This is a genomic window from Chania multitudinisentens RB-25 (genome assembly GCF_000520015.2).
In the GTDB taxonomy this organism is placed as follows: domain Bacteria; phylum Pseudomonadota; class Gammaproteobacteria; order Enterobacterales; family Enterobacteriaceae; genus Chania; species Chania multitudinisentens.
The window spans coordinates 4,539,784-4,551,932 of the sequence record NZ_CP007044.2 but is presented as its reverse complement, the minus strand read 5'-3'; the positions used below and the strand labels follow the sequence as shown (position 1 = coordinate 4,551,932).

The 12,149-nt window shown below is 55.0% G+C and carries 14 protein-coding genes; 4 read left to right on the top strand and 10 right to left on the bottom strand.

Annotated elements, in window-relative coordinates; genetic code table 11:
* Window positions 1–8: 8 nt before the first annotated feature.
* The 5 genes from Z042_RS20130 to deoC all read right to left on the bottom strand — a co-directional run bounded on the left by Z042_RS20130 (window position 9) and on the right by deoC (window position 4,939).
* The gene (locus tag Z042_RS20130; protein ID WP_024911669.1) at window positions 9–773 is read right to left on the bottom strand and encodes a DeoR/GlpR family DNA-binding transcription regulator; all 765 of its coding nucleotides are present in this window, start codon (window positions 771–773) and stop codon (window positions 9–11) included.
* A gap of 118 nt (window positions 774–891) precedes the next feature.
* Complete coding sequence (locus tag Z042_RS20125) at window positions 892–1,293, bottom strand: VOC family protein (protein ID WP_024911670.1); 402 nt, start codon at window positions 1,291–1,293, stop codon at window positions 892–894.
* A gap of 1 nt (window position 1,294) precedes the next feature.
* Window positions 1,295–2,626, bottom strand: coding sequence for an L-fucose:H+ symporter permease (fucP, locus tag Z042_RS20120; protein ID WP_024911671.1), 1,332 nt, complete (start codon window positions 2,624–2,626; stop codon window positions 1,295–1,297).
* Window positions 2,623–4,152: a xylulokinase gene (locus Z042_RS20115; protein ID WP_024911672.1), complete on the bottom strand. Its 1,530-nt coding sequence runs from the start codon at window positions 4,150–4,152 to the stop codon at window positions 2,623–2,625. The genes fucP and Z042_RS20115 overlap by 4 nt, the downstream gene beginning before the upstream one ends.
* Window positions 4,153–4,225: 73 nt before the next feature.
* A complete protein-coding gene (gene deoC, locus Z042_RS20110; RefSeq protein ID WP_417903509.1) occupies window positions 4,226–4,939 on the bottom strand; it encodes a deoxyribose-phosphate aldolase in 714 nt (237 codons plus the stop codon).
* A 374-nt stretch (window positions 4,940–5,313) separates the two neighbouring features.
* Between deoC and Z042_RS20105 the strand changes: the two genes are divergently transcribed.
* Window positions 5,314–6,252: a cation diffusion facilitator family transporter gene (locus Z042_RS20105; protein WP_154667004.1), complete on the top strand. Its 939-nt coding sequence runs from the start codon at window positions 5,314–5,316 to the stop codon at window positions 6,250–6,252.
* Here the strand turns inward: Z042_RS20105 and Z042_RS20100 are convergent.
* The gene (locus Z042_RS20100) at window positions 6,227–6,766 is read right to left on the bottom strand and encodes a GNAT family N-acetyltransferase (RefSeq protein ID WP_024911675.1); all 540 of its coding nucleotides are present in this window, start codon (window positions 6,764–6,766) and stop codon (window positions 6,227–6,229) included. The genes Z042_RS20105 and Z042_RS20100 overlap by 26 nt on opposite strands.
* Before the next feature lie 32 nt (window positions 6,767–6,798).
* Window positions 6,799–7,374 (bottom strand): DUF4865 family protein, encoded by a 576-nt coding sequence (locus Z042_RS20095; protein ID WP_024911676.1) that lies wholly within the window; start codon window positions 7,372–7,374, stop codon window positions 6,799–6,801.
* 105 nt (window positions 7,375–7,479) lie between these two features.
* On the opposite strand from Z042_RS20095, the gene Z042_RS20090 reads away from it, so the two are divergent.
* On the top strand, window positions 7,480–8,349 hold the full coding sequence (locus Z042_RS20090; protein WP_024911677.1) for a LysR substrate-binding domain-containing protein: 870 nt from the start codon (window positions 7,480–7,482) through the stop codon (window positions 8,347–8,349).
* A gap of 12 nt (window positions 8,350–8,361) precedes the next feature.
* Here the strand turns inward: Z042_RS20090 and sseA are convergent, their stop codons facing one another.
* Window positions 8,362–9,207, bottom strand: a complete 846-nt coding sequence (gene sseA, locus Z042_RS20085; protein ID WP_024911678.1) for a 3-mercaptopyruvate sulfurtransferase — start codon at window positions 9,205–9,207, stop codon at window positions 8,362–8,364.
* Window positions 9,208–9,359: 152 nt separating this feature from the next.
* Between sseA and Z042_RS20080 the strand changes: the two genes are divergently transcribed.
* Window positions 9,360–9,779 (top strand): NUDIX hydrolase, encoded by a 420-nt coding sequence (locus Z042_RS20080; RefSeq protein ID WP_024911679.1) that lies wholly within the window; start codon window positions 9,360–9,362, stop codon window positions 9,777–9,779.
* On the opposite strand, the gene Z042_RS20075 is transcribed toward Z042_RS20080, so the two are convergent.
* Both Z042_RS20075 and Z042_RS20070 read right to left on the bottom strand, forming a co-directional pair.
* Entirely contained in the window at window positions 9,776–10,267 is a 492-nt protein-coding gene (locus Z042_RS20075) for a 2-thiouracil desulfurase family protein (RefSeq protein ID WP_024911680.1), read from the bottom strand. The genes Z042_RS20080 and Z042_RS20075 overlap by 4 nt on opposite strands.
* Window positions 10,268–10,314: 47 nt before the next feature.
* Entirely contained in the window at window positions 10,315–11,766 is a 1,452-nt protein-coding gene (locus Z042_RS20070) for an aminotransferase-like domain-containing protein (RefSeq protein ID WP_024911681.1), read from the bottom strand.
* A gap of 179 nt (window positions 11,767–11,945) precedes the next feature.
* Here Z042_RS20070 and Z042_RS20065 point away from each other — a divergent pair, with 179 nt between their 5' ends.
* Window positions 11,946–12,128: a DUF1127 domain-containing protein gene (locus Z042_RS20065; protein WP_024911682.1), complete on the top strand. Its 183-nt coding sequence runs from the start codon at window positions 11,946–11,948 to the stop codon at window positions 12,126–12,128.
* Window positions 12,129–12,149: the final 21 nt, after the last annotated feature.

The following is a 12,149-nucleotide window of genomic DNA, read 5'->3' as shown; positions in this document are numbered from 1 at the left end:
CCAAGGGGTTACTCGCCTTGCACGCTCAACAGCGCGATGCCCGCTTCCTGATAAGCTGCGGCGTCTTCCGGCAGGCAGTCCAGCACGATGGTGTCGATCTGCGCCGGGGTGGCGAACTGTGCCAGTGAGGTATTGCCCAGCTTGGTGTGATCGCACACCACAATCACCTGATTGGCGTGTTCGACCATGCTGCGCTTGGTTTCGGCCAACATAATGTCGGCTACGCAGGCACCTTGCTTAAGCGACAGGGCATTCACCCCCATAAAAGCTTTATCGATATTCAGCGTATCAAGCAGCGAACGGCCATTGATTGCCACCGCACAGTGGTAGCCTTTTTTCACGATGCCGCCGAGCAACACAATCTGGATCGACTCCACATCCTCCAGGCTTTTGGCGATCATGAAATCGTTGGTGATCACCGTGATATTGCGGCGCTGGCGGATATGGTGAGCAATTTGCAGGGTGGTGGTGCCGGTATCCAGCACGATGATGTCGCCATCTTCCACCAGGCTGGCCGCCAGTTGACCGATTTGCTCTTTGGAAGCAAGGTTGACCTCTTCACGCTGATCGGAACGGATTTCAAAGCTGGCGCGGGTGCGCAGGATAGCACCACCGTGGGTGCGGGTGAGCATGCCTGCGTCTTCCAGAATGCGCAGATCGGTGCGGATGGTGGCACCAGAAACGTTGAAGCGTTCGCTCATATCGCCGACGGACAGCTTGCGCTTCTCTTTCAGAATGGCGAGAAGTTTCTCTTGGCGTTCCTCTGCGTACATACTCACTCCTCTGCCTGCTGCACGATGTGCGGGTAATATACCCCGCACATGCGTTACTGGCAAAACCCACCATCTTGAAACTTGAAGGGCCTGCCCATCCTGCGGAGGCGGGAAGAAGCTATAGCGCTTGATTAAACTCCACTCGCTCACCGTCCGGCCCTGCAATCATAAAATAGCGCACACCGTTGCGGCCGCTAGGTTGCAGCGCAGGCCCTTCGGTCAGCGGATAGCCGAGTTCCTCCACCCACCGCTGTGCCGCCGCCAGATCGCTAACCCGTAGCGCCAGATGATCGATGCCAAAGGTGGCCACCGCACGCGGCTGCCCGGCCCAAGGCAACTGATACAGCTCCAGCGTCAGCTCACCCAGCGCCAGAAAACGAACCTCAACGCTGCCTAGCGGCTCCTCCATGCTCAATGCCTGGCGGGTAGTAAAGCCCAGCGAATGATAGAAGCGGATGGCCCGTTCGATATTCGCACTGCGTAAACCCACATGCGCCAGACCGGCGATCGGCTCTGCCATGTTAGATCCCCTTCTTCACGCAGTAGAAACCGTAGAACGCCACGTAAGCGAAGCAGACCAGCGGCACGGCGAAGGCGATTTGCATGTTGCCGCCGTTGGCATCGGAGATCATCCCCATTATCAACGGCACTACGGCCCCACCGATAATCGACATCACCACGATCGAGCCTGCCACCTGAGTTTCTTCCCCCAGCCCTTTGATGGTTAGGCCGAAGTTGGTGGGCCAGCACAGCGCCATACAGAAGTTGGTGCCCATAATAGCCACCACGGCGAACAGGCTATGAATATTGACGGCGAACAGCAGCAACAGCACGCAGATAGAACAGAATACGCCGAGCAGCAGCGCCGGGTTGAATTTCTTCATCAGCGCGGTGGTGACGACCTTACCGGCGGAGTAACAAATCAGCGTCGCGATCAGCCAATAGGTGGCAGAGTGCTCGGTAGTACCCTGTTCAATCATCTGCACAAAGCGGATGGTAAAGCTCCACAGGCCCACCTGTGCCCCAACATACAGAAACTGCGAAAGCACCCCAAACCGAAAACGCGGCAGAGCAAACAAGATGCGTAGGGACTGGGCAAGCGGTTTGCCGCCGGCACTTTGTGAAGGTTGTGTTTTACAGGCCGGGAATTTGACCGCCACAAAGATCAGCGCCAGCACGACCAACACCGAACCGATGATCAGATACGGCGTGACGACCTGTGAAACCATCTGGGTACGGGCCGCTTCCGCCAGTTCGGCAGGCATTTGCAGCAGTTGCTCGTGAGTGGGATCGTGTTTGCCAAACACCAACTGTTGGCCGATCAGCACACCCAGGATCACCCCAAGCGAATTAAAAATCTGCGAGAAGTTGATGCGCTGGGTGGAGGTTTCCAACGGGCCTAACAGGCTGGAATAGGTATTGGCGGAGGTTTCCAGGAATGACAGCCCGGCGGCGATCACCCCCAGACAGGCCAGGAAAGCCCCATAGGTCATGATCTGTGCTGCGGGGATAAACAGAAAACAGCCGAGCGCATACAGGCACAGACCGATAATGATGGCGACCTTGTACGAGTAACGTTTGATCACTGCCGCAGCGGGCAGCGCGACCAGAAAATAGCCGAGGAAGAAGATCGACTGCACCAGCGCAGTTTGGGTATCGGTAAGATCAAACCCCTTCTTGAACTGGGCGATGAGGATATCGTTAAGGTTGCCCGCCATGCCCCACAGGGCAAACAGGCAACAGACCAGCATCAGTTGCAGCCAGGGCGTGGCGGGGAGGTAGGCACTGCGATCGATGCTTTCCGCTGCGGCCTGTTGCGCCGCAGAGGTTTGATTTACCAGGGATTCGCTCATTGTGGTGTTCCTTTATCCGCAGGAAAAGAGAACGAGCTAATAACATCAAGCTGTTCGTAAAGGGGTTGGGCCTGACGGTAGAGCTGTTCGAACAGCTCAAAGCAGCGCAGATAGTGTTCGTGCAGCCGGGGCTCCGGCATAAATTCCCGTTCGACGCTGACGGTGCGGCTGACGCCTGCGGCAAAATCGCTGAACAGGCCAACGCCGACGCCTGCGATAATGGCACAACCGGTGGTGCCGTTTTCCTGATTGCGGGTTTGCAAGATTGGCAGGTTGTAGGCCGAAGCTTTGATTTGCAGCCACAGCGCACTGCGTGCGCCACCGCCGGAGGCGATCATCGCCTCGGGTGCCTGCGCACAGCGCCGCAGCTGTTGCAGATTGCGCAAAGCGGCCAAGGCAACGCCTTCCAGCACGGCGCGATACAGATGTTCCTGCCGATGCTTGCGCTGCAAGCCGAAGAACTGCGCCCGGGAATTGGTGTGCTGCGCTAACCGTTCACCGGTAAGGTAGGGCAGGAACAGCAACCCTTCTGCGCCCGGTGTGACCTGTGCCGCCAGATCGAGCATGTGCTGGTGGCTGAGGCGGCTGTCGTTCAGCGCCATGCGTGCCCAGCGCATGGCATCCCCCCCGGCATCCAGAATGGTAAAACCGCCCCAGGCCGGGTTGGCCAGATGCAGGTTGTTGATCCAAGGATCGAGCAGCGGTTGTTTGGCGACCACGGTTAATAGCGTGGAGGTGCCGGTACTGTCCGAGGCGGTGCCGGGCTGATAAACGCCAGAACCCAACAGCGTGGCGGCCATATCTGCCGCACCGGCCACCACCGGGAGCCCGACAGGCAACCCGGTGGCAGCGGCGGCGGCAGGCTCGATCTGGCCGATAACATCGCTGGAGAGATGGAGCTCGGGCAACTGGTCGCGCCGCAGTTGGAACTGGTTAAGCGCTGTTTCAGACCAGGTCTGTGTGGTGCTGTCCATCAGGTAATAGCAGGAGGCTTCGCTGTAATCGGTGGCGCGCACGCCGCAGAGCCGGAAATTGATGTAGTCTTTCGGCATCAGCACCGTGGCGACGCGGGCCCACAGCTCAGGCTGGTTTTCCCGCAGCCAGCACAGTTTAAAAGCGGGCCAGGCAGCCGTTGGTGGGTTATTCAGCAATGCCTGCCACGCTGGTGAATCTTGCTGCTGCTTAAAGCGTTCCACCTGCGGTTGTGAACGTTTGTCGTTCCACAACAGGGCGCGGTCAACCACCAGTTCGCCATCGGCGTCTAGCAGCACGGTGCCGTGCATTTGCCCGCAAACCCCCACGGCGGCAATACGTGGGCGATATTCGGCAAAGCGGGCCAGTAACTCTTGCAGACACTCGCAGGCACTTTGCCACCACAACGACGGCGGCTGTTCTGCCCAACCCGCCTGTGGTGTGATTTGATCGTATTCGCGCTGGGCGAAGCCGAGAATTTCCCCGGTGCACATGACCAGCCCGGCGCGGGTGCTGCCGGTGCCAACGTCAAGGGTAAGAAGTAAGTCTTTCATTATTATCACTCCTGGTTGGGGCGGCAGCGGCCACCCCGAGAAGCGTTACGCTGGTGCTTTATCGCATCGCGTATCAGTTATCGTTCAGTTCCGGGAACAGGTTTGGATCTTGTTCCAACTGCTCCAACACCTTTTGCGTGGCATTGGCGCTCATGCCAAACCGGCGCACGCCCAGGCGATACAGCGCCCGTACCGTATCCAGATCGCGGATGCCCCCGGCCCCTTTGATCTGGATGCGGCCGCGCAGCTGATCGGCAATGATCGCCACTTTTTCTTCGGTAGCGCCGGTCGGCGCCCAACCGGTGGAGGTTTTTACCCAGGCCATGCCGACTTCTACCGCGATATCGCATACTTGGCGGATCTGCTCCTCGTTCAGATAGTGGGTTTCCAGAATGACTTTGGCTGGGATCGGTGCCGCCGCTTCTACCACCCGACGCAGATCTTCGCGCACATAGTCGTAATCACCAGACAGCACCTTGCCGATATTCACCACCATATCCACTTCGCGTGCGCCATCGGCAATCAGCTGGCGGACTTCTTGCACTTTGATATCGGTAGCATGGCCGCCAGCGGGGAAGCCAACCGGGCCACCGATCATCACATCGGCACGGCCTTGTGCGGGCAGCAGGGCACTGAGGAAGCGCGTCCAGCATGGCAGCACGTGAACAGAGATAATGTGGTAGCGGCTGGCCAGTTCGGCACAGTGGCGCACATCGGCTTCGGTATTGGTGGCTTGCACGGCACTCAGGTCAATCAGCCTTGCCATGCGTTTTGTGGTTTCATTCATTATCAATATCTCTCTTTTGCTTTCATTTGATTTTATTTTTGCACCTTAATCGTTTTCACATGCGTTTGAAAATGCAAATGCTTGCAAATGTGATCTGTTTTGCAGTTTTTTTGATCGCTATAGCGAGAGGGAAGTGGTGATGTTGGGCAGGAAACGAGCGTTGGTCGTCAAGAAAATCAACGAACGACATTCAACCCATTGAATGCTTGGTAATCCTGGGCACTTTTTTCAGAACCTGTCGCCCGTTGTCTTTTGCGCCGCAGAGTTTTGTGGATCATACTGTGTACGATATTGATTTAATTCTGTGTGACCGGTTAGAGAGATGCAAACACAGTGGTTAATGGGCAGTGTTCAATGGTGGGATTAAGATAATAATGACAACTGAACCGATGGATATTCAACAAAAACCGCACAGTACAGAAATAGAGCAAAAAATACTGAGACGTTCAATTTTCTGTACTTTATTTATTGCCAGCTCAGGGATCGTATTTGGCATTATCTGTGGTTCGATGTCGATTATTTTCGATGGCATGTTCTCGGCATTGGATGCGGGTATGTGTTCCTTATCATTGCTGGTTTCCCGCTTATTGGGGCAACCCCATAGCCGCCGTTTTCAATATGGATTCTGGCATGTTGAACCGCTGGTGCTGGCGTTTAACGGCAGTTTGCTAACGTTGCTGTGTCTGTATGCCTTCGTGAACGCGGTAAAAGGCATTGCCGACGGTGGGCGGGAGCTGGAATTGGGTTGGGCCATTGTGTATGCCGTCACCATCAGTATTTTCTGCTTCACGCTCTATTTTAAACAGCGCCGGTTGAATAAGAAGGTTGAGTCGGAATTAATTGCGCTGGACACCAAAAGCTGGTTGATGTCGGCGTGCATCAGCTCCGCTCTGTTAGTGGCATTTATTATTTCCTGGTTCTTGGAAGGAACCCGTTACGAACACCTGAATGTGTATACCGATCCTTTTGCGCTGGCGGTGTTGACCTTAGTACTCATACCGGTACCGATCAAAACGGTGAAATCTGCGTTAAGCGAAGTTTTACAGATGACTCCCGACAGTCTGGATAACAAAATTGAGTCTGTTATGGCGCAACTGCGGCTGGAATATGGGTTTCAGGATTATTCCAACTATGCGACGCGCATGGGGCGCGGGCTGTTTATTGAGATCCATATCGTGGTTCCTGAAAATATGGAAAACAGCGGAATACATAAGTTTGATCAAATCCGCGACAGAATTGCGGAGGCTATTGGCGAAGAAGGCCCCGATCGCTGGTTGACCATCTCTTTTACGCAAGATCCGAAGTGGCTGTAAGCGGCAATTCTTTGGCCATATACCACAGCTCAACCGCCTGGCTGGCGGTGGTAAAGCGATTCTCGCCAACGACTTCCATTCCTTGGCGTTGATAAAAGCGCCGAGCGGAAACGTTGGTTTTCAGTACGTCCAGCCAGAGCAGTGTTTGTAAATTTTTAATGGCCCGCCGCTGTACTTCGGCAAACAAGCGTTCGCCATAACCATGCCCGGCGTATCCCGGTAAAAAATAAATTTTCTGTAACTCAGCGCCGCTGGTGGCCGTTGCTGCCAGCGGGCTGTCAAAATTCAGCCGGGCGAAGCCAATCGGCGTGTTATCTAGATAGGCCAATAGCCAGCAAACCTGGCGATCCTGCAAGGTTTTCGTCAGTGCTGCTGCCGAGAAATCTTTCGCCAGAAAATCTTCCATCTCACTTTGTTGATGCCAAAGTGCACCGAAATGGGCCACATAGCTGGCGATGCCAGTTTCCCGCACGCTGGCTAAATCAGCGAGTAGCGCCTGACGAACAGTAAACATGGAAAGCTCCATACGAAGGGAAAGAGAGGGGATTATACCCGTGGGTTCACCTCATGGAATAGCGCTGTGGTATCCAATGGCGCGGAAATATGCCCTACCATATAGCACTGGGTCTGCGCACTGTGCTGCTGTGGCCGCTGGTGCCACAGATGAAAATTAACCTGCTGCCAGTTTGCTGGATCAAATGCCACGATGCTGGCTAATGCCAATGGGTTGGCCTGCTGCTGTGAACGTAACTGTGCAAGATCGCTATAAGGAGCAATTGGCCGGTATTCCAGTGTGGCGTAGCGAGCCTCGGCAAGGTTTTCTGGCACCAGGCTTACCACCCAAGGTAGCCAGTGGTTGACCTGTGGCCAACCAAATGCCTGGCTGACTCCCCTAAATCCATTGCCGCTCAGAAAGTCGCTCATCCCGGTGCTGCTGTTCCACAGATAAAACGGGGCGTAGCGATTGTCATGGCCGTGTTCGCCTTTCAGCGCATAAAGATAGGCTTTCATGATTAACTGCGGATGCTTATCCAGCAAATGACCAAAATCAGCAATGCGTTTGCGGATAATGCCCATATCATAGTCAGCGGGGAGGGTGAATGTGTATTGCATGGCAATCATAGTGATGCTCCTGAAAAGAATTAACCGCTACAGAGTGACACAGCACTTTTTTTGATAAAATCAGTATTATTAAGACAAACAGTACGGAAAATCAGGATGGTCAGCATGAGGCGAATGACCTTCGATCTTGACGATTTGCGCAGCTATGTGGCTGGCATTGAGCTGGGCAGCTTTGCTCAAGCGGCGGAGCGCCTGGGGCGCTCAACTTCGGCAGTCAGCGCGCATCTGAAAAAGCTGGAACTACAGGTGGGTACGCCGATTTTGCGTAAATCCGGGCGCGGAATGGTGATGACGGAAGCCGGGGAAACGCTGCTGAGCTATGCTCGCCGTTTGCTGGAGCTGAATGATGAAGCCGTAGCGGCAGTGCGGGGGCTGGATTTGCAGGGCACGATACGCTTGGGGTTACAGGAAGATTTTGGTGAAACTTTTTTACCACAGGTACTTGGCCGCTTTGCCCGTGCGCATCCGAAAGTGCGTATTGAGGCACGTATTGCCCGTAATGCAGAACTGATCGATTGGGTGTTAAAGGGGCAATTGGATCTGTCGCTGGCTTGGGATGGCGGTATCAACACGCCGTTTCAGCAGGATTTAGGGCAACGCCTGATGCAGTGGATCGTTTCCCCCCACTTTGATTTGGCTCAGTGGCGTGCCAGCGGTGAAGCACTGCCGCTGGTGGTGTTTGACGCGCCTTGCCTGATGCGCAACGCAGCAGTCTCGGCGTTGGATCGCGCCGGGATTGCGTGGCGAATCGCATTTACCAGCCACAGCCTGAATGGCATCTGGGCGGCGGTCAGTGCTGGATTGGGTGTGACGGTGCGCACTGAGGCCGGGCTACCGCTGGAGTTGACCCAACTGACACCGGGAGAACTGCCTGCGCTACATCACATCAGTGTGCGGCTACATCGGGCAGAGGAACAACCGGATGAGGCCATTCAGCAACTGGCACAGATCATTACCGGGCGGTTACGTGAGTAACCTGCGCATCATCTAATCTTGGGCGATTGGTTGGTTGCCACTCAGCAAACCCCACTCGCTCCAGGCACCGTCATACAGTTTTACCTGCTGAGCAGCAAGCGACTGTAGGCCGAAGGCCAGAACGGCGGCGGTAACGCCAGAACCACAGCTGACGATGGTTGGCGCGGTGACGTCCACCCCTTTATCAAGGAAGGTTTGTTTGAGCGCTGCCAGTGACTTGAAGCGGCCATTTTCCAGCAGATCGCCATAGGGAATATTGATGCTGCCGGGAATATGACCACGGTGCAGGCCAGGGCGTGGCTCAGGAGCCTGTGCATAAAAGCGTGGCGCAGCGCGGGCGTCAAGGATTTGAATCTTGGCATTTATCGCCTGTTCAACCTGATGCATATTGACCACTGCATCGGCATTAAAGCGAGCGTTGAACGTGGCTGGTTTGGGATGAGCGGCGCCGGTTGCCAACTGATTACCGCGAGCCACCCAACCGTGCAAACCTTCGTCCAGCACGTAGACGTTATGTACGCCAAAGTTGCGGAATGTCCACCAGCCGCGCGGGGCGGAGAACTGATTGCCTTCATCATAGAAAACGAGGGTGTGTTTTTCACTGATGCCCAGTTTACCTGCGGCGATGCTGAATTCTTCCGCCGTTGGCAGCATATGGGGCAGCGCGGTATTTTTGTCTGCCACCTCGTCGATATCAAAATACACGGCGCCAGGAATATGGCCGCGTTCAAATTCCGCCAGCATGTCTTTTTTGGGGACTTGGCCAACCGGAGCCATACGGACGTCGATCACCACCAGATTTTCATCATTGACATGTTGTTCAAGCCATTGTGCCGTCACCAAAAAAGGAGAGTTCATTGCCGTTATCCGCCTGTTATCAAATTGGGTTTTTACTATACACCAGCAACAGGGAGGGATGGAGAGTTCCTTCGCCTCTTAGCCGATTGCGTTTGGCGGCGATTGGCAAGAGGATATGATAGCAATGAATAGCAGCTTGTGGGTGAAGGCAGATGGTTGACCACGACTTTGGCGGGGCGAAAATTGCACTGCTGTATGGCGGTGAGGTGTTGGTATACCTGCGTGATGAAAAGAGCGGTATTCCGTGGCCCGGTTGCTGGGATTTGCCCGGTGGTGGCCGCGAAGGCGATGAAACACCACTGGCCTGTGTGCAGCGGGAGACTCAGGAAGAGTTCGGGATTGGGGTATCGGCACACCAAGTGTTATGGCAACAGCGCTATGCCGGGATTCAGCCAGGTTATCCGCCCACCTGGTTTATGGTGGGTGAAATCACGCCAGCGCAAATCGCCGCCATCCGTTTCGGCGCGGAAGGGCAACGTTGGCAAATGATGCCCGTGGGCGAATTTATACAGCATCCGCAGGGGATTACCCACCTGCGTCAGCGGCTGGCAGGTTATCTGGAACGGCGCTAGGCAGACTCAACGCGGGCGATCAATTCGTCAATTTGATGCTCGGAAAAAACTTCCACCCCATTCTGGCGCAGCAATTCAGCCGTGACACCGTGGCCGGGTTGGGTCTTACCATTGAAGGAACCATCGTAAATTATCTGGCTACCGCAGGAAGGGCTGCGGTCGCTGAGCAGGGCGAAGCGGCAATCATGCAGGCGTGCGGTGTCCAGTGCCAACTGTGCTCCAAGCAGATACGGGGCGGTCACATCGTTACCAGCGGCATCGATCACTTTGGCTTGCTGGGCAAGTACGTCGGCACCGCTGGCAGCGGCGGCAATTTCAGCCGGTGGGCGTGGTGTGGAAAAGCCTGCGGCCAGCTCCGGGCAGCAAACCACCACTCGCCCCTCCTGCTGCCAGCGTTGCAACGTCGCGTTAGTCACCTTTTTATTAGAGGCGTTATAGCGCACGTTAAAACCAACCAAACAGGCACTCACTAAGATCTTTTTCGGCATAAAGGGTATCTCTATAGTAGCGGTGGTAATTTTTTATCCTAGTTTGGTCAGGGTTTCAATCCCATGGCTTCCGTGTGGGCAAATTGGCTCTGAGTGATCTGAGTAATGGTGAGGCCAATCTGTTTTATCGCCTGTTCAACATCGGTGGTCAGCTTCGGCGCATAGTTGATACGCAGGCAATTACGGTATTTTCCTGAAGCGGAAAAAATACTGCCAACGGCGATCTGTATTCCCAGCGGTTCCAGGCAGTGGTTCAGGCGCAGAGTATCAAATTCCTTATGCAGTTCGACCCACAGCATAAACCCGCCGCGAGGCTGGCTGACACGTGTATCGGCGGGGAAATATTGAGTGATCCAGCAGGTAATCAGATCGCGGTTTTGCTGGTAACGGATGCGCATGCGGCGCAGGTGCTGAATGTAGTGGCCGCCGCGGATGAATTCTGCAATGGCAAGCTGTGGCTGCGTGGCGGTTGAACCGGTGGTGATATACTTCATGTGCAGCACGCGCTCAAGGTAGCGGCCAGGGGCGATCCAACCAATGCGTAAGCCGGGGGCCAAAGTTTTGGAAAACGAACTGCACAACAGGACTCGCCCGTCACCGTCGAAAGATTTGATGGTGCGCGGCCGGGGGTAGCTGTAGGCAATGTCGCCATAAACATCATCTTCGATAATCGCCACGTCGCAACGCTGTGCCAGCGTTAACAAACGTTTTTTATGGGCGTCCGGCATGATGTAGCCCAATGGATTGTTGCAGTTCGGCGTCAGCAGAATCACCTTCACTGGCCACTGATCCAGAGCCATTTCCAAAGCTTCAAGGCTGATGCCGGTCAAAGGATCGGTTGGGATCTCCAGCGCCTTCATTCCCAGCCCTTTCAAGGTCTGCATGGTGCCATGAAAGCAGGGGGAATCAACCGCGACAATATCCCCTGGCTGACAAATGGCGCGTAGTCCACAGGAAAGCGCCTCGTGGCAGCCGGTGGTGATCACCAACTGTTCGGCGTCAAGCTGGCAGCCTGAATCCAGCAGCAGGCGGGCAATCTGCTCGCGCAAGCCAACGACGCCCTGAATGTCATCGTAATACAAGCTGCGCAGATCGCCGTGGCGGGCGGTATTACCCAATGCTTTGATCAGTGGCTTGAGCGTGGGTTCGTTGACGTCTGGCATACCACGCCCCAGTTGCACCCGATAGCTGTGTGGTTTGCTGCGGATCAGATCCAATACCTGTTCCCATTGCGAAATATCGACAGGCCATTGTACCGGGCGAGTCACGGCGGGCAGTTCCGCAATCCGATGTGGCCGGCGCACGAAATAACCCGACTTTGCGCGTGGTTCAACGAGCAGGCACTCTTCAAGCTGGCGGTAAGCCTGTTGCACCGTGCTGATACTGACGCCGTGCTCCAGGCTGAGTGCGCGTACCGAAGGCAAACGTTCGCCTGCGGCATAAAGACCTTGTTCAATACGTTGTCTGAGAATGGCGGCCAGTGCGGCATAACGCGTCATACAGATATCCAAAATCAAGTAAGCCAGAAAAATAACCGGTACAGATAGCGTCAAATTAGACCATTCAGCGCTCAGAAAACAGTTTTTGTATGGAATAAATATTGTTTTTTTGCATCTGTATCATTCAGGGCCTGTGTTTCATCATGAATCCAACGGATAAATTTGTGGAGAGCATAAAGATGGCACAACCCATTGAATACCCATTAACCCGATACCAAACGCTGTTACGCCGGTTACAACGTTGCCTGCAACGCCAGCAGACACGCCGAGCGTTGCTGTGGCTGAGTGATGCGCAGTTGGCTGATGTTGGCCTGAGCCGAGCACAGGCGATGCACGAGTGGCGCAAACCTTTTTGGCGATAATGACGGAGCACAGCACATTTT

Coding starts and splice junctions, on each gene's coding strand:
- Z042_RS20130 (WP_024911669.1), bottom strand. CDS start 773: ATGTACGCAGAGGAACGCCAAGAGAAACTTCTCGCCATTCTGAAAGAG.
- Z042_RS20125 (WP_024911670.1), bottom strand. CDS start 1,293: ATGGCAGAGCCGATCGCCGGTCTGGCGCATGTGGGTTTACGCAGTGCG.
- fucP (WP_024911671.1), bottom strand. CDS start 2,626: ATGAGCGAATCCCTGGTAAATCAAACCTCTGCGGCGCAACAGGCCGCA.
- Z042_RS20115 (WP_024911672.1), bottom strand. CDS start 4,152: ATGAAAGACTTACTTCTTACCCTTGACGTTGGCACCGGCAGCACCCGC.
- deoC (WP_417903509.1), bottom strand. CDS start 4,939: ATGAATGAAACCACAAAACGCATGGCAAGGCTGATTGACCTGAGTGCC.
- Z042_RS20105 (WP_154667004.1), top strand. CDS start 5,314: ATGACAACTGAACCGATGGATATTCAACAAAAACCGCACAGTACAGAA.
- Z042_RS20100 (WP_024911675.1), bottom strand. CDS start 6,766: ATGTTTACTGTTCGTCAGGCGCTACTCGCTGATTTAGCCAGCGTGCGG.
- Z042_RS20095 (WP_024911676.1), bottom strand. CDS start 7,374: ATGATTGCCATGCAATACACATTCACCCTCCCCGCTGACTATGATATG.
- Z042_RS20090 (WP_024911677.1), top strand. CDS start 7,480: ATGAGGCGAATGACCTTCGATCTTGACGATTTGCGCAGCTATGTGGCT.
- sseA (WP_024911678.1), bottom strand. CDS start 9,207: ATGAACTCTCCTTTTTTGGTGACGGCACAATGGCTTGAACAACATGTC.
- Z042_RS20080 (WP_024911679.1), top strand. CDS start 9,360: ATGGTTGACCACGACTTTGGCGGGGCGAAAATTGCACTGCTGTATGGC.
- Z042_RS20075 (WP_024911680.1), bottom strand. CDS start 10,267: ATGCCGAAAAAGATCTTAGTGAGTGCCTGTTTGGTTGGTTTTAACGTG.
- Z042_RS20070 (WP_024911681.1), bottom strand. CDS start 11,766: ATGACGCGTTATGCCGCACTGGCCGCCATTCTCAGACAACGTATTGAA.
- Z042_RS20065 (WP_024911682.1), top strand. CDS start 11,946: ATGGCACAACCCATTGAATACCCATTAACCCGATACCAAACGCTGTTA.